Source organism: Idiomarina sp. OT37-5b (assembly GCF_002968395.1).
Taxonomy (GTDB): Bacteria; Pseudomonadota; Gammaproteobacteria; order Enterobacterales; family Alteromonadaceae; genus Idiomarina; species Idiomarina aquatica.
On sequence record NZ_CP027188.1, the window covers coordinates 1,540,312 to 1,555,563 of the forward strand.

Annotated in this window: 13 protein-coding genes and 1 riboswitch; of the genes, 3 read left to right on the forward strand and 10 right to left on the reverse strand. The window is 50.6% G+C overall.

Annotated features, from left to right (window positions below):
• Positions 1 to 48: 48 nt before the first annotated feature.
• Positions 49 to 489, reverse strand: a complete 441-nt coding sequence (gloA, locus tag C5610_RS07135; protein WP_105306575.1) for a lactoylglutathione lyase — start codon at positions 487 to 489, stop codon at positions 49 to 51.
• 3 nt (positions 490 to 492) lie between these two features.
• The gene (locus C5610_RS07140) at positions 493 to 969 is read right to left on the reverse strand and encodes a low molecular weight protein-tyrosine-phosphatase (protein WP_262339801.1); all 477 of its coding nucleotides are present in this window, start codon (positions 967 to 969) and stop codon (positions 493 to 495) included.
• Between the two features lie 77 nt (positions 970 to 1,046).
• On the opposite strand from C5610_RS07140, the gene C5610_RS07145 reads away from it, so the two are divergent.
• The gene (locus C5610_RS07145) at positions 1,047 to 1,268 is read left to right on the forward strand and encodes a hypothetical protein (RefSeq protein ID WP_105307741.1); all 222 of its coding nucleotides are present in this window, start codon (positions 1,047 to 1,049) and stop codon (positions 1,266 to 1,268) included.
• Here C5610_RS07145 and C5610_RS07150 read toward each other — a convergent pair.
• The 8 genes from C5610_RS07150 to C5610_RS07185 all read right to left on the reverse strand — a co-directional run bounded on the left by C5610_RS07150 (position 1,265) and on the right by C5610_RS07185 (position 10,366).
• Positions 1,265 to 3,019, reverse strand: coding sequence for a thiamine pyrophosphate-binding protein (locus C5610_RS07150; RefSeq protein ID WP_105306577.1), 1,755 nt, complete (start codon positions 3,017 to 3,019; stop codon positions 1,265 to 1,267). The genes C5610_RS07145 and C5610_RS07150 overlap by 4 nt on opposite strands.
• Positions 3,016 to 4,200, reverse strand: coding sequence for an L-lactate dehydrogenase (locus C5610_RS07155; RefSeq protein ID WP_105306578.1), 1,185 nt, complete (start codon positions 4,198 to 4,200; stop codon positions 3,016 to 3,018). Before C5610_RS07155 ends, C5610_RS07150 begins: the two co-directional genes overlap by 4 nt.
• Positions 4,193 to 4,870 carry a M48 family metallopeptidase gene (locus tag C5610_RS07160; RefSeq protein ID WP_105306579.1) on the reverse strand — a complete coding sequence of 226 codons (678 nt, stop codon included), beginning with the start codon at positions 4,868 to 4,870 and terminating at the stop codon, positions 4,193 to 4,195. Before C5610_RS07160 ends, C5610_RS07155 begins: the two co-directional genes overlap by 8 nt.
• An 8-nt stretch (positions 4,871 to 4,878) precedes the next feature.
• Complete coding sequence (locus C5610_RS07165) at positions 4,879 to 5,709, reverse strand: ion transporter (RefSeq protein WP_105306580.1); 831 nt, start codon at positions 5,707 to 5,709, stop codon at positions 4,879 to 4,881.
• 13 nt (positions 5,710 to 5,722) lie between these two features.
• The gene (locus C5610_RS07170; RefSeq protein WP_105306581.1) at positions 5,723 to 6,520 is read right to left on the reverse strand and encodes an undecaprenyl-diphosphate phosphatase; all 798 of its coding nucleotides are present in this window, start codon (positions 6,518 to 6,520) and stop codon (positions 5,723 to 5,725) included.
• A 70-nt stretch (positions 6,521 to 6,590) separates the two neighbouring features.
• Complete coding sequence (gene lysC / locus C5610_RS07175) at positions 6,591 to 7,943, reverse strand: lysine-sensitive aspartokinase 3 (RefSeq protein WP_105306582.1); 1,353 nt, start codon at positions 7,941 to 7,943, stop codon at positions 6,591 to 6,593.
• A gap of 51 nt (positions 7,944 to 7,994) precedes the next feature.
• Positions 7,995 to 8,159: riboswitch (Lysine riboswitch) on the reverse strand.
• A 28-nt stretch (positions 8,160 to 8,187) separates the two neighbouring features.
• Positions 8,188 to 9,249 carry a GGDEF domain-containing protein gene (locus C5610_RS07180; RefSeq protein ID WP_105306583.1) on the reverse strand — a complete coding sequence of 354 codons (1,062 nt, stop codon included), beginning with the start codon at positions 9,247 to 9,249 and terminating at the stop codon, positions 8,188 to 8,190.
• A gap of 67 nt (positions 9,250 to 9,316) precedes the next feature.
• Positions 9,317 to 10,366 carry an NAD(P)-dependent alcohol dehydrogenase gene (locus C5610_RS07185; RefSeq protein WP_105306584.1) on the reverse strand — a complete coding sequence of 350 codons (1,050 nt, stop codon included), beginning with the start codon at positions 10,364 to 10,366 and terminating at the stop codon, positions 9,317 to 9,319.
• A 199-nt stretch (positions 10,367 to 10,565) separates the two neighbouring features.
• On the opposite strand from C5610_RS07185, the gene C5610_RS07190 reads away from it, so the two are divergent.
• Positions 10,566 to 13,415: a ligand-binding sensor domain-containing diguanylate cyclase gene (locus tag C5610_RS07190; RefSeq protein WP_158682674.1), complete on the forward strand. Its 2,850-nt coding sequence runs from the start codon at positions 10,566 to 10,568 to the stop codon at positions 13,413 to 13,415.
• A complete protein-coding gene (locus C5610_RS07195; protein WP_105306586.1) occupies positions 13,415 to 15,241 on the forward strand; it encodes a DUF885 domain-containing protein in 1,827 nt (608 codons plus the stop codon). Before C5610_RS07190 ends, C5610_RS07195 begins: the two co-directional genes overlap by 1 nt.
• The last annotated feature ends 11 nt before the right edge of the window (positions 15,242 to 15,252 follow it).

Genomic DNA, 15,252 nt, shown 5'->3' on the forward strand with positions numbered 1-15,252 from the left:
TAAAAATCGTAAAAAAGTGGCGCAAATTATAGAGGATTTAAGGGTTAATTACCATTCACCCGTATTTTCCATCGACGCCCAAGGCTCTTGTGGCGCAAGATGTTCACCTTCTTGCAGCAGCTCGATCGAGATATTATCCGGCGAGCGCACAAACGCCATATGACCGTCACGCGGCGGGCGATTAATGACCACGCCATTGTCCATCAGCCGTTGACACAGCTCATAAATATTCTCTACCCGAAAAGCTAAATGGCCAAAGTTGCGACCGCCATCATAGGTTTCCGGATCCCAGTTATAGGTCAGTTCGAGCAGCGGAGACTTGGTCTTCTCAGCCCGCTCTGCATCGTCGGGAGCGGCCAGAAAAACCAAAGTAAAACGGCCTTTCTCGTTATCTTTACGGTACATTTCTTTCAAACCGAGCAGATCACAATAAAAATGCAACGACTGCTCTAAGTCGTGAACGCGTACCATCGTGTGTAAATAACGCACAGTTTACTCCTTAAATTGTTCAATTCGCTTTACAGCTCCGCGTTGAATAAGATCAACACAAGCCTCAAATCCCGCTTGTCCGCCAAAATACGGATCCGGCACCTCTTCAGGTTCACTTCGATTATCGCGATGTAACGTCTGTAAAAACAATTCGACTTTATGCGCATGCTCAGGTGCGCATTGTTCTGCCAGTGACGTTAAGTGAGCGAAGTTTGACCCGTCCATCGCATAAATGTGATCAAACCGCTCGAAGTCGGCGGCGTTTACCTGTCGCCCCCTAAGCGCACTGATATCAATTCCCCGACTGAGCATTACCTGTTGCATGCGCGGATCTGGTGCTTCGCCGATGTGATAATCAGACGTCCCGGCCGAGTCCACATCAATCGGCAACCGGTGTTCCTTTATCAAGTGCCGGAAAAAGCCCTCGGCCGCCGGCGAGCGGCAAATGTTACCCAGGCAGACCATTAATACGTTCTTCAACTTATTCGCCTTTTATTGATCTGAATTAAAAATGCATTTAAGATGAACCTATTAAACATACATATGGAATGTTTATTATGAAATCTCATACATTATTGCGTGCCTCAAATACATCAATGGTGGTGTTTTTGTTGCTTTCAATCATTGTTTTTTATTTGGCCTGGTTTCAAGAGCAAAATTTACCGCTAATGCTACTGGTCTTCTTGCATTTGTCGCAGGTCATTCTCGCCGGTTTATTTAAGGTGGCTTATGTATTCCGCCTAATTGCCCAAAGCCAGTTGGGCCAAGAGCTGCGCTAACGCAACTTGCGCATGACCGCACGCGCGCCGATACGAAGCTTCTGACCCAACGGAAAACGTTTGAAGGTTGATTTCGCCGTACCGGAGGTAAAGGCCGTTTGTTTGCTGTAATCAATGGCAACGTCGACAATCACCGGCTGTCCCTTGTTGGCGTATTTTATCGCCTGCTCAATGCCGTCATTAAGCGCCTCATCTGACGAGATCGCGACGTACTGAGCGCCAACCCCCTTTGCGATACCCTCAAAATCGGCTTTGCCGAGCGTGGTGCAGGGTTTGCGGTTGTATGGCATTGCCTGTGCTTGCGCGATTTGCGAAAGCTCACCGTCGTTAAAGACAAAATACATCACACCGAGCTGGTGTTTGGCGGCGGTCAGAATTTCCATACAGGTCATCATAAAACAACCATCGCCAACGATAGCAAACACTTGTTTGTGCGGCTGCGTAAACTTCGCACCAATCGCAGCTGGCACGGCATAGCCCATCGCATTAAAATCCGTTGGCGTTAGCAGCGTGGCAGGCTCGGCCAGTGGATAAAGTTCCGCCGTCAGAAAGGTGTGGTTACCGTCATCCAGCACGGTCACGGCATCATCGTCCATATGCTGGCGTAGATGACTGAAAAAACGCGCCGGATTGACGCGGCCTTTACTGTCATGCTGCAACCATTGCTGCAAATAGTCCGCTTTGCGCTTTTCGATACCGCTGATCAAGCTGGTATTTCTGGGCCGATCCGGTTTCTCCTCTAATTGCGCCAGCAACTCATCCATAAAGACTTCGGCATCTGCCGCAATGGCAACTTTTGCCGGATAGTTTTGATTGAATACGCTGCCGTCAATGTCGACATGAATGAGCTTGTCGGGTACCTCAGCACTGTAACTGCCGGTGGGAATTTCTGAAAACCGGGTGCCTATCGCCAGCAGCACATCACAATCGTCAAACGCGTACTGTGCGGCAGGTACCGCTGAGGGACTAAAACCAAAACCGGCGTGCAGATGATGTTGATGAGGAAAGGATGATAAGCCCTGCAAGGTTGTCGCTACCGGCATTTGCAGTTTTTCGGCCAGCTGGATCAATTGCGGTTTCGCTGCACGGGCTCCCCAGCCGACGAATAACGCGGGACGTTTCGCCGAATCCAGCAGCTCGACCACTTGTGCCACCAGCTGCGCTAATCCTTCATCTTCTTCGACCGGCTGCTGTTCAAGATAATCCGCATAGGGTAATGGTGTCGGGACCACATCGGTAAACAATTGCAAATTGACGGGAATCTCCACCAACACCGGTCCCGGTTTACCCGTTGTTGCTTTTTGATAAGCGCGATAAATGGTTTCCACCACTTCATTTTGATGACCAACCCGGTACGCCGCTTTGGTCAAAGGTTTCGCAAGATCCAACTGATCAATACCATGCAATTGAAAGCGGTTATTGGTGTCGGTACGGACGCCGCCGGACAGGATCAGCATCGGAATCCCATCAAGGAACGCCTCACCGATACCACTCGCCGCATGAGTAAAGCCGGCTGCGGGAACAATCGCCAATACACCAATTTCGCCACTATGTCGTCTTACCGAGCGGCTTACCCCATCGGCCATGAAGGCGCCTCCGCCTTCATGGGTAACCAAAATCGGCTCGATGACTTCACTGTTATTGAGTGCGTCATACAACTCGGTATTATGGACACCCGGAATGCCAAACGTGTGACGAATACCCAGTTGTTCTAATGCATATACGGCCAATTCCGCAGCATTTTTCTTCATAGGTTATGCTCCCAGCTGTCCAAATTATCGGTTCCCAGTTCGCTCAGCCGGGTAACCCCCATCAGTGCCATCGCTACCGTCAATTCATTCTTAAGCCGCGCTAACAACTCGCGCACGCCCCGCTCGCCACGGGCCGCTAAAGCAAACGCCCAAGCTCTGCCGAGTAAACAGCCGTCCGCTCCCAGAGCCATAGCCTTGGCGACATCTAAGCCACTGCGAACGCCACCGTCAAGCCAGATTTCTGGCGGCGTTTTGGTCTGCTCATCAACCACCTTTCGAATCTCGGCGAGCTTAGTGATGCTTGGCGCAACACTATCAAGTTGCCGTCCGCCGTGGTTAGAAACGATAATACCATCGACATCACAGGCCACTGCCCGCTTTGCGTCGTCAGCATCCATTACGCCCTTAATAAATAACCGGCCCTGCCACTGCTGACGCAGCCAGCCAAGGGTTTGCCAGTTGACTGACGCATCGAACTGACCATCAACCCACTGCTTAAAGTCCGGCAAGCTACTTGCATCCGGCACCGCTTCACTCAGGTTTCCAAAAACCAGCGGTTTACCCTTAACAGCAACATCCCAAACCCAACCCGGATGGCTGGCAATGTCTTTAATACGTGCCCAACGTTTTGCCAGTGACTGTGGTCCATCAAAGCCGTTCCGAATATCCCGGTAACGGCTGCCTAAACGAGCGAGATCGACGGTTACCACCAGCGTTTCTACACCACTGTCAGAAGCCCTTTGCAACAGTCGTTTAACGTAGTCACGATCTTTCATTAAATATAACTGAAACCATGGCGGTCGTTGCGGATGAGCCCGGGCTATTTCTTCAACGCTGCACAAAGATACCGTCGATGCACAAAAACTGATGCCTTTTGACGCCGCAGCGCGATGAGCCTGCACTTCGCCACGTCGAGCCATCAATCCGGCTAACCCGACCGGGCCGAGCGCGATGGGCAAAGCAAAGGGTTGCCCGGCACGCTGACAACTCAGATCAATCGAACTAACATCGGTTAACACACGCTGTCGCAGCCGAATGGCCGCAAATGCCGACTCATTATTAAACCGCGTCAACTCCTGATAAGAGCCTCCATCAAGGTAATCGAAGATTTGACGCGGCAGGCGCCGACGAGCGAGCTCACGGTAATCCTCGGCCGTTGCCGGTTCAATAAACTTACTCATAATGATTCAGGCGCTTGCGTCGCACTCTCCAGTCTGGCAGAAATTTATCCATCAAAGCATAAAATCGCGCATTGTGGTAGCGCTCGTAAAGATGGGTTAACTCGTGGACGACAACGTATTCGAGGCTTTGGGGCGACTTTTTAATTAAGTCAAAATTAAGCCAGATTTTTCCGGTACGGGTATTACAGCTGCCCCAACGGGTCTTCATTTTGCGCACGCCAAAGTCACTGGCTGCTACGTTCATGACCGGCTGCCAGACCTGCAATAACTGCTGGATGCGTTGTTTCAACTGGGTGCGGTACCAGCTGTCCAGTAGCTTAATAGCGGCATTTATATCGTCGGGTTGAGGTAACTTTAGTTCGATGCAGGCGCCTTTCAGGCTTGCGTTACGGCGCCCTGTCGTCTGGGTTAATACCACGGTGTAAGGTCTGCCCTCGAAGGGAATGCGGGTACCGTTTTTAAATGACGCGGGTTGAGGCTGTGGTTTGGTGGCCAGTTTCTGTTGTTGCTCAGTGATCCAGTCGCTGCGTTCAGCAACGATGCTACGAATGTGGTGTTCTGGCCAGTGTCGAGGTGCAGACACCTCGACCTGATGCGCAGATTTAACCCGTAAATACAAATGCTTGATGGATTTTCGGGTTACCACAACCTTGTGTTTACCCACTTGCATAGCGACTCCTAGTGTCGTTGGTCGCGCTGATTTGACGCCTGCAGTAACTGTTTTAATTCGGCAATTTGGCGCTGCAAATCGGCCAGTGAGGGTTGCGGTTCCTGCTCTGCTTCTAACTCATCGCGCAACCGCTCAGCTTCCTTGCGGCTCTCCTTATCCATCACATTAACGACAATGCCGATCACCATATTCAGGAACGCAAAAGCGGTCAGGAAAATAAAGGTCATATAGAACAACCAGCTCCACGGATAGACTTCCATGGTTTCGTACTGAATATCGGTCCAGTCTTCGAAAGTCATCACCCTGAACAGCGTTAACATGGAGGTGGCGATGTTATCCCATAAAAACGGGTTGATTTCAGCGAACAAATAACTGCCAATGGCCGCATAGATGTAGAAGATAATAAACATCAGCAACACCACATAACCCATTTGTGGCAAGGCCTTAAGCAACGACGTAATTAACGTGCGTAACTCAGGAATGATCGAGATCATCCGCAACACCCGGAATATTCTGACCAGACGCGCCAGCAACGCCAATTCCGAATCGTTAACTGGGACCAGACTGACCACGACCACCAAGGTATCGAACACGTTCCAGCCGTTCTTAAAAAAGCGACGTTTATCGTCGTCAGCAATGTAGCGAATGCTGATTTCGACAACAAAAAATAACGTAATAAACCAGTCCAGGCCAACCAACAGCTGGTTTATGACACCCGGCAATTCGTAGGTCTTCGCACCAATTTCCAGCGCCGATATAATAATGACACTGATCACCGCAAATTCGAAAATACGATTACTCTTTAACGCGAACAGACGTTGTTTAAGCGTTTCGTACATAGCCTAGCGATCCTTAAAAGAACATCCAGTACAACACCACAGCCAACACCAGTCGGTAGATAACATAAGGCCACATACCAAACTGATTAAGCCATTTTAAAAACAGATGGATGGCGGTTATCGCGGTGATGAATGACGCAACGCCGCCAATCGCAAAACCCAACCAGTCGACGCTGATACCGTCATTCCATATGCTCAATAGCTTTAACGATGCGGCAGCCAGCGTAATCGGGATAGCCATGTAAAAAGAGAACTTTGACGCCGTTTCACGATCCAGCCCGAGAAACAAGCCAGCGGTTATGGTGGCTCCTGAACGCGAGGTTCCGGGGATCAGTGCCAGCGCCTGAGCTATACCGACAATGATTGCATCGACGATGCCGATATCCGTGAGTTGCCGACGCCCCCGCCCCCAGCGGTCAGCGGCGGCCAACAGTACGGCAAATACCACGGTCGTCGTGATAATCACCCCCACCGCGCGCAATGCCGAGTCGATGTAATCCAGCAATAATACGCCAGCGATACAGGCAGGAATCGTTGCCACCACAATTGACCAGCTAAGCTTGCTCTGACCAACAGACTGACCCGCAGGAATGCTTTTAAGTCCATCGATCAGCAACCCGGCAACATCCTTACGGAAGTAAATTATCACCGCCAGCAGGGTGCCCACATGAACGGATAAATCAAAGCCAACGCCCTGGTCACTCCAACCGGTTAGCGCTGGCATCAGAATCAGGTGAGCAGAACTTGAAATGGGAAGAAATTCCGTGATGCCCTGCACTATCCCTAAAATGATCGCTTGCCATAAATCCATTGCACGACTCTTTTATGTCATTAACCCACTAAAATAAGCCGAGCATTATAGACTGATTTACCGCTCTGCGTCACAGCTTTGCATGGAGTTTTTTAACGATGTTATCGGCGTCGTCATCCGCCACCAGAAAACAAAGATTATGACGGCTGGCACCCTGACAAATCATGCGAATGGTTGCTGGTGATGCGGATTCCAGTACCTTGGGCGAAATATCACCAAAATGGCCAATATCATTACCGATCACCGCGACCAGTGTCAGTCCTTGCTCGATATTAACTTTGGCAAAGGCACTTAACTCTTCCAACATAGCGGCCGGCAACAGCGATTGACCATTCGCCTGCGAGCCTTCCTCATCCAGCGTCAGAGCAATACTCACCTCGGACGTGGTGACTAAATCGACGCTGATATCGTAACGCGCAAGAATATCGAACAGCCGCGCCAGGAACCCTGTTGCATGAAGCATGTCGATACTGTTAACCGTCAATAACGTTTGGTTGCGTCGCAGCGCGATGGCTCGTATCGACGGCCGCTGCTGTGGTTTGGCCGAAACCAGTGTGCCCCCCAGTTGCGGCTTACGGCTGTGCCCGACAAACACATCAATACCATGTTCAATCGCTGGCTTAAGGCTTTTGGGGTGTAACACTTTGGCGCCAAATGTGGCTAACTCAGCCGCTTCTGCAAAACTGATTTCCTGTAACGGTCGAGCATCATCACAAACCCGGGGGTCGGTGGTGTAGATACCGGCAACATCAGTCCATATATTCAATCGCTCAGCCTGCAACGCGGCTGCGAATAAGGCTGCACTGTAGTCACTACCGCCCCGTCCCAGAGTGGTTGTGTAACCTTGCGGACAAGCACCGATAAAGCCTTGAGTCACTAATTTTTCGCCGGCCTGCAGTCGTTCACCGAGTGCTTTGCAAAGGTTGGCGGTCTGAACGAAATCCGGTTCAGCCTGACCATATCGATCATTAGTCTGTAAAAACGAACGAGCATCGACCACGCTGGCATCGTCATGATGATGACGCCAGAAAAAACTGAACAACAGACTTGAGCAACGCTCACCAAAACTGACGATCTGGTCACGACGGCGAGCTCGCTCAGCTAAGGAGCTTGGGATATCGCTGTCTACGACTTGCCATAATTGCTGATGGAGCTCATCAAGCTGTTGCAAGCAAACCTCGGCTGCGGTGGTCGCTCTGGCGATGCCATTATGTTTGTCTTTAATTTCTGTAAACAAGCGCTGTTTTTCGACCGACGTCTGCGAATCAGCAAGACGGATAAGTAGGTTGGTAACGCCGGCACAGGCACTCACCACAACCAGAGTCGGGTTTTGTGTCTGTTCAACGACTTGAACACAGGCTTGAATGGCGTCGGCGTCGGCCATACTGGTGCCGCCGAATTTAGCTACATGAATGGGTGTCATAGATTCCCCTGAACTTAACACTACAACGTTCAGAGAGCTTAAATAGGATTGGACTCCAGAAGCTCTCCACCTGACGGTGACAGCCGCGGGTGTTCAAACCCTACGGCCGATAACAGCCATACCATGCACTGTTATCTCGGCAATGACTCCCCTGATTCAGCCCCTGGGTAGGTTTAATTAGCTGAACGACCTGAGTATTGCGCCTCTTCCTGGAACGAAGTTAACCACAGTTTGGCCGTAAAAATCAATCTTCACTTTGAACGATGGTATTGCGCCCCTGCGTTTTTGCCCGATACAACGCCCGATCTGCTGTCCCCAGCAGCTCTTCTCCGGAACAGCCGGGACGCCAGCCGGAAAGGCCACCACTGATGGTTACTGAATGGCCGCACAGATTCGCGTCTGCTACCTTCTTTCGCAGTCGTTCTGCCAGTGTCATGGCCGTCGTTATCGGCGTAGCTGGCATCAAAACCGCAAACTCTTCGCCTCCCCAACGCGCAATAACATCGTGACTGCGCAGGTTGGTCGACAACAAGCTGGCAAGTTCTTTTAAAACGCGGTCGCCGAATAAATGCCCATGCTCGTCATTAATGCGTTTGAAATGATCAACATCCAGCAGTAATAAGGTCAATGGCCGCCGAGTCGTTTGAGCATCGCTGACCTGCGCCATTAACTCACGGTCAAATTGCTGACGGTTATTAATGCCGGTCAGTTTATCGGTGCTAGCCAGCCGTTGCAGCTTTGCTCTGCTCGCCTGCAGTTCGGCCATGGCGTCGGCTCGGGTACGATCATAAAAACGAAACAGCATGATTTGCGCGATCAGCACTTCGACCACATTGAGAATGCCTCCCAGTGACAACTGATAGCGCACGCCTGCTTGTACGTGGCCGTAGACAATATAAGTGGCATAACTGAAAAACACGATTGATAGCAATGTTCCAACGCTTCGGCCTAATAAAAAGAACGCTATGGGCGGTATCACCGTGGCCCAGATGATGCCGAAATTATTGCCGCCCCAGACACTTAAATAAGCACTCAGAACGGCAATAAATATCAATGTCACCGCCCAACCGGCAACCGCAACGTTACCGCTGTGTCGAAAATAAAAATAGATACCCAGTGCCAGGAAAAAGCCAATCGCATCAATAACGGCTATTAAGCCGGCATTTAATAAAAAGAAATTCAGTGCCGTGACAACACCAGCGAGCACACAAACAAACAACAGCAGGTGATAAATTAACTGAACTCGATGAAAGTCTGGGTGATGGACGGGAATGTGGGAAAAATTTTTGTACCAAAATTTAAACATGGGATGTTGGCATCGATCTGCGATACCAACATCTTTTCCTGTTTTGGTGATTAAGTCAACGCTCTATCTAGCGCTGTTTTAGTGATTGCATATCAATCACAAACCGATACTTAACATCACCCTGTTTCATCCGTTCATAAGCTTCATTGATGTTTTTGATGTCCAGCATTTCGACATCACAATGAATATCATGTTCGGCACAGAAGTCGAGCATCTCCTGAGTTTCCGGCAAGCCACCAATCAATGAGCCCGCCAACACGCGCCGCTTCATCACTAATGCACCGGCTTCCAGCGCCGGTTCAACCGGTTCTAATAAGCCCACGATAATGTGCGTACCATCGTATTTTAGACAGTTTAAATAAGGGTTTAGGTCATGTTTTACCGGGACCGTATCCAGCATAAAGTCAAACGTCTCGGCAACCGCTTGCATTTGCTCGGCATCGGTAGAGATCACCACATGGTCGGCGCCTTGTTTTTTCGCTTCTTTCACTTTCGCTTCCGAACGGGTAAAAATGGTCACTTCGGCACCCAACGCTTTGGCAAATTTAACGCCCATGTGACCGAGTCCACCCATACCGATGACCCCCACTTTGTCGCCTTTCTTGACACCATAATGACGCAGCGGTGAATAAGTGGTGATACCGGCGCACAGTAACGGAGCCGCCTTGGCCGGATCGAGGGCATCCGGTACTTTGACCACAAAACGGTCACTGACCACAATACGCTCTGAGTAACCACCATAAGTGATACTGCCGTCGTGGCGATCCTCACCGTTGTAGGTTGGCACCATGCCGTTCAGGCAATACTGTTCAAGCCCCTCATCACAGGCAGAACAACTGCGGCAGGAATCAACCAGACAACCGACACCCACCACATCGCCGGGCTTATACTTGCTTACCTTAGGGCCTACTTCGGTTACTCGCCCAATAATTTCGTGCCCCGGAACCACCGGATAAACGGTGCCCCCCCAATCGTTCTCAACATAATGAATGTCGGTATGGCAGACGCCACAATATTCAATATCGATGGCGACATCATCATCCCTTAACGTGCGTCGTTCGATGGCATGCTCAGCCAGTCCTGATGTTGCTGACTTTGCTGCGTAGGCTTTAACCATTAGTCGCTCTCCTGTTTCACGAATTAAGATAGTTTGGAACGTAACAAGGTTTACTCTGCAATAACGAATTTGGATCCGTCCGAAGCAAGCGTTGCATCTACCGTTTTGCCAGCATACTATTGAACTTATAACAAAATCCCAACGGGCACTGTACTATATGCGTCGCTTTTTGCTCCATCTCTGTACAATTATCGGGTTTGTGATACTCAGCCCGGCTGCAACTGCAGCATCAGATACCCTGCCGAACATAAAACAAGCCAATTCACTGCGCCACTTTGTCCGTGAAATCTGGACCACCCGGGAAGGTTTACCGCATAACTCAGTCAACGCCATGGCTCAGGATCAAAATGGGTATCTTTGGCTGGGAACCTGGCAAGGCCCCACCCGTTTCAATGGCCGCGAATTCGAAATTTTTGACGATGTCCGGGTAACGGGTCTGCCAGACATTGGCATCTACACGGTGGCGTTGAACCCTTGCAATGGCAGCCTATACGTCGGCGGGGCACGAGGCGGCATCAGTCGGTACGATGACGGACACTGGCTCGAGTTACAACCGGCACCGCCGTTTATTAACCAATTGTCGGTCGACAAGCAATGTAATCTTTGGGTGGCCACTAGTGAAGAAGGGTTGTTGTTTTACGAAAATGATCAGCGTGTTGCAACCTTTACCACCCAACATGGGTTACCGTCGAATGCGGTCTATCAAAGTCTGGTCGATAACGACGGTCACTTGTGGGTAGCAACCAATAAAGGCCTGGCGGTTAAACGCGCTGACAATACCCGATTTGAGCGCATTGACAGCGTGCCCGGCCACCTCATTCGTGAATTAAAACTCACACCTGACGGCAAGCTCATCATCGGCACGCAACAGGGTCTTTATATTCAGACCGATGACGGCCAGTTCGAGCGTTACTTAACAGAACTTGAAGCCAGCATCAGCACCATCCACTACACGCCGGATGGCGATTTATGGCTGGGCACCTTCCGTCAAGGAGTTTGGCGCTATACCGGCAACCGCTTCGAATCATTAACCGTTGCGACAGGCCTGCCCAACAACCATGTGCTTGATATCCAACACGATCATGAGGGTAGCATCTGGGTATCAACGCACGGCGGGCTGGTACAATTCCGTGATGCGCTGTTTAAAACCTACACCACCGAGCATGGCCTAAGCGGCAATTATGTCCGCAGTGTCTATCAATGGAATGGCGCAATCTACGTAGGCTCCAGTAATGGCGTGACCCGTATTGATATCAACGGTGTCGAGACGGTCGGTGCCAACACACCGCTAGCGGAACAGTCGGTACTCTCGTTTGCGGAATACCAGGGTAACCTTGTCATAGGCACTTATACGGGCGGCGCCTTCGTCTGGGATGGTGAGCAAATTGTTAAGCAGTACAACCAAAGCAATGGCTTATCCGGTGATGAAGTCAGACAAATTGCCGTACACCCGACGTTCGGGTTATTTCTTGGTGGCCCCGGCGGTATCACGCATATTGCCGCTGATGAAACGAATTATTTAACCGCCGCCGACGGTCTGAAAAACAACTACACCACGGCCCTGGCATTCGATGATGACGATACCTTATGGGCAGCGTCCGTTAGTGGCCTGGTTGCAATTAAGGTCAAGTCAACGCGGTCCGGGTTCTCCTATGACATCCGCGACATCGATCTGTCCGGACTGAATGACGCCGAGTTGATATTTCAAATCCAGCACTACAACGATTATTTGTGGTTCGCCAGCGACAGAGGACTTATCGCGCATCATTTACCGAGCAAGAGCTGGCGTATTTTTAACCGTGATCAAGGTTTACCCTTTGATAACTTTTTATCGGTCGAATTTGATGGTGAAGCGAACCTGTGGCTGGGTTCGAACCGCGGTGCTATTTTTATCGCGCATGATGCCATCACCGAAGCCTTAAAAAGGCCTGAACAGCCGTTATCTTTCCAACGCTACACTGAAGTTGACGGCATGAGCAACTCACAGGTCAACAGCGGTGGACCGGCCTTATTCCAATCCAGCGCCGGCAATGTCTGGTTTGCTACCGCCAGCGGGGTTTCCGTGATTGACCCCAATGCACTGACGTCTATGGCGGCAACGCCTCCGCCGACCGTCATTGCGGCGGTCACCGCGGATGGCAACGCACTTGAGTACGGCCAGGAAGTTGCCGCTGACACACAACGTATTGCGTTCGATTATGCAGGGTTGGGCTATTTAATGTCTGACCATATCCAATATCAAGTGCGGCTCGTTGGCTTTGACGAACACTGGGTGGACAAAGGCAAATTTACGACCGCCGAGTATACAGCACTCCCGGCTAACGATTACTTGTTCCAGGTGAGAGCCTCCTATCCGGGGGGCGAATGGAGTGAGCCGGCCAACTTTGCCTTCAGTCGATCTGAGCATTTTTGGCAACAGCCAAGTACCTGGTTGTTCATTCTCATCGCGCTCGCATTAACGGCATTTTTGCTGGTGCGTGCACGTATTCGTTTCTTAAAAAACCGCAGCCGCCGGCAACTGGAAAAAATGGTCAGCGAAAAAACCGCCGAATTGGAAACCATCGCTCGTCAGGATCCGTTAACCGGACTGGGTAACCGCAGAGCATTTGATGAACGCCTCCGACTCGAGATGAAACGCAGCAGTCGCTCTGGCGCTGATTTGTCATTGGCCATTATCGATGTGGACTTTTTCAAGCAAATCAATGACGAATTTCTCCACACCGTGGGCGACCAAGTGTTGGTGGAGTTGTCGAAACTGTTACGCCGGGTGCTACGAGATATCGACTATGCCGCCCGCTGGGGGGGTGAAGAATTTGCTATTTTATTACCTGATACCGACCTGGAGCAGGCAATTGATGCCGCAGAAAGAATGCGGGTGGCGGTTGAAAACCATGATTTCTCAGCCTTACTGGGTGATACCGGACTCACCATCAGTATCGGCGTTGCCAATAATCAATACTATCCTGACCACAGCAGCCTGCTGGTTGCTGCGGATCAAGCACTGTACCAGGCAAAAGAGCATGGCCGTAACCGAACGGAGCATAAATAATGATCAAACCGACACTTATTGCACTAACGATCACCGCGTTGCTGACAGCTTGCAGCGATAACCCGAAAACCGGCAATCAACAAAACACGGCCGACCGCGAACGCGTTGCCATAACGCAAGTATCACCGAGTGAAAAACTTGAGCAGATTTATACCGACTTTTTTCAACAGCAGTTGCAACTCGACCCGTTATTAGCAACCTATATTGGCCGTAACGACTATAACGACCAATTGCCCAACTTCCTCTCCCCTGACTACCTGAAGCAGTTGCGAGCGTTTGAACAGAGCTATCTGGACAAGGTAAATGCTATTGACGTTTCCGGGTTAACCGACTCCGCGCTGATGAGTTATAAGATCTTCAAGCGTGACCGTGAAATGGCACTACGAGGACTGTCTTTCCCGGAGCACTTGATACCCATTAACCAGTTTTACAACATTGCCAGTCAGTTTGCGATGTTGGGTTCGGGGACATCAGCACAACCCTTTAACTCCGTTGAAGATTATAAAAATTGGGCAGCCCGCATGCAGCGGATTCCAGTGATCTTTCAACAGGCTCGCGAGAACATGCGTAAAGGCGTTGATCAGGGCATCGTGCAGCCCCGTGTTTTGATTGAAAAAGCCATTCCACAAATCGAGGCCCACCTTGTCGACAACGTCGAAGACAGTATTTTTTGGCGACCAATAAGCTCTATGCCCGACGCTATTTCAGCGACAGAACAGCGGGCCTTAAAGGAACAATACCGCGATCTTATCAGCAATACGGTACTGCCGGCGTACCAACAATTACGTGATTATCTGGCCAATGATTATTTACCACACACGCGCGCCGACTCGTTCGGGATTGGCCAGTTACCGGGTGGTCGCGAGTGGTATCAATACCGAATTGAGGCCAATACCTCGACCACATTGACGGCTGATGAGATCCACCGTATTGGCAAGTCCGAGGTTGCCCGTATTCATGATGAAATGCGCGACATCATTGAACAAACCGACTTTGACGGTAGCTTGGCGGAGTTTTTCGATTTTATGACCAACGATCCGCAGTTCATTTATCCCAGTCGCGACGCCATGCTCGACGATTACCGGGCGTTGCGCAGCACCGTTGATGAACGGGTACCGCGATTGTTTGACGTCTTTCCGCAAGCGGATTACGAAGTGCGTAAAGTCGAGGCCTTTCGTGAGCAGTCTGCCAGTTCAGGGTCTTATCAGGCGGCACCGACCGACAATTCCCGACCCGCTGTCTTTTACTTAAATACGTATGATTTAGCGTCACGTCCGACCTGGGCTAAAACCGCACTGTTTTTACATGAAGCAGCCCCCGGGCACCATTTCCAAATTTCAATTCAGCAAGAGCTTGATGACTTACCGGAGTTTAGAAAATTTGGTCGCGAAACCGCCTACACCGAGGGCTGGGGCTTGTACGCAGAATCCTTAGGCCACGATCTGGGATTGTATGACGACCCCTATCAATATTTTGGTGCACTGGCAGCGGAATTATGGCGTTCAATCCGATTGGTGACTGACACCGGTATTCACAGCAAAGGCTGGAGCCGCCAGCAAGTGCTCGATTATATGTACGACAATGCGCCGGTTGCTCAGGCTCGCGCCGTATCGGAAGCGGAACGTTTTATGGCCCTACCGGGACAAGCGTTGGCCTACAAAATAGGTCAGTTAAAAATCGCTGAGCTACGTCGCGAAGCGGAGAAGAAATTGGGTGATAAATTCAATATTAAGGCGTTTCACCGGGTCGTACTGGAAGACGGCGCTGTGCCATTAATTTTATTGGAGCAAAAGGTGAAGCGCTGGATCATCGAGCGGCGCTCATAGTCACAACAAAT

Excerpts from the sequence above, each read along its gene's own strand:
- C5610_RS07185 (WP_105306584.1), bottom strand. The coding sequence starts at position 10,366 with ATGGTTAAAGCCTACGCAGCAAAGTCAGCAACATCAGGACTGGCTGAG.
- C5610_RS07165 (WP_105306580.1), bottom strand. The coding sequence starts at position 5,709 with ATGTACGAAACGCTTAAACAACGTCTGTTCGCGTTAAAGAGTAATCGT.
- C5610_RS07150 (WP_105306577.1), bottom strand. The coding sequence starts at position 3,019 with ATGAAGAAAAATGCTGCGGAATTGGCCGTATATGCATTAGAACAACTG.
- C5610_RS07155 (WP_105306578.1), bottom strand. The coding sequence starts at position 4,200 with ATGAGTAAGTTTATTGAACCGGCAACGGCCGAGGATTACCGTGAGCTC.
- C5610_RS07180 (WP_105306583.1), bottom strand. The coding sequence starts at position 9,249 with ATGTTTAAATTTTGGTACAAAAATTTTTCCCACATTCCCGTCCATCAC.
- C5610_RS07160 (WP_105306579.1), bottom strand. The coding sequence starts at position 4,870 with ATGCAAGTGGGTAAACACAAGGTTGTGGTAACCCGAAAATCCATCAAG.
- C5610_RS07195 (WP_105306586.1), top strand. The coding sequence starts at position 13,415 with ATGATCAAACCGACACTTATTGCACTAACGATCACCGCGTTGCTGACA.
- C5610_RS07170 (WP_105306581.1), bottom strand. The coding sequence starts at position 6,520 with ATGGATTTATGGCAAGCGATCATTTTAGGGATAGTGCAGGGCATCACG.
- C5610_RS07145 (WP_105307741.1), top strand. The coding sequence starts at position 1,047 with ATGAAATCTCATACATTATTGCGTGCCTCAAATACATCAATGGTGGTG.
- lysC (WP_105306582.1), bottom strand. The coding sequence starts at position 7,943 with ATGACACCCATTCATGTAGCTAAATTCGGCGGCACCAGTATGGCCGAC.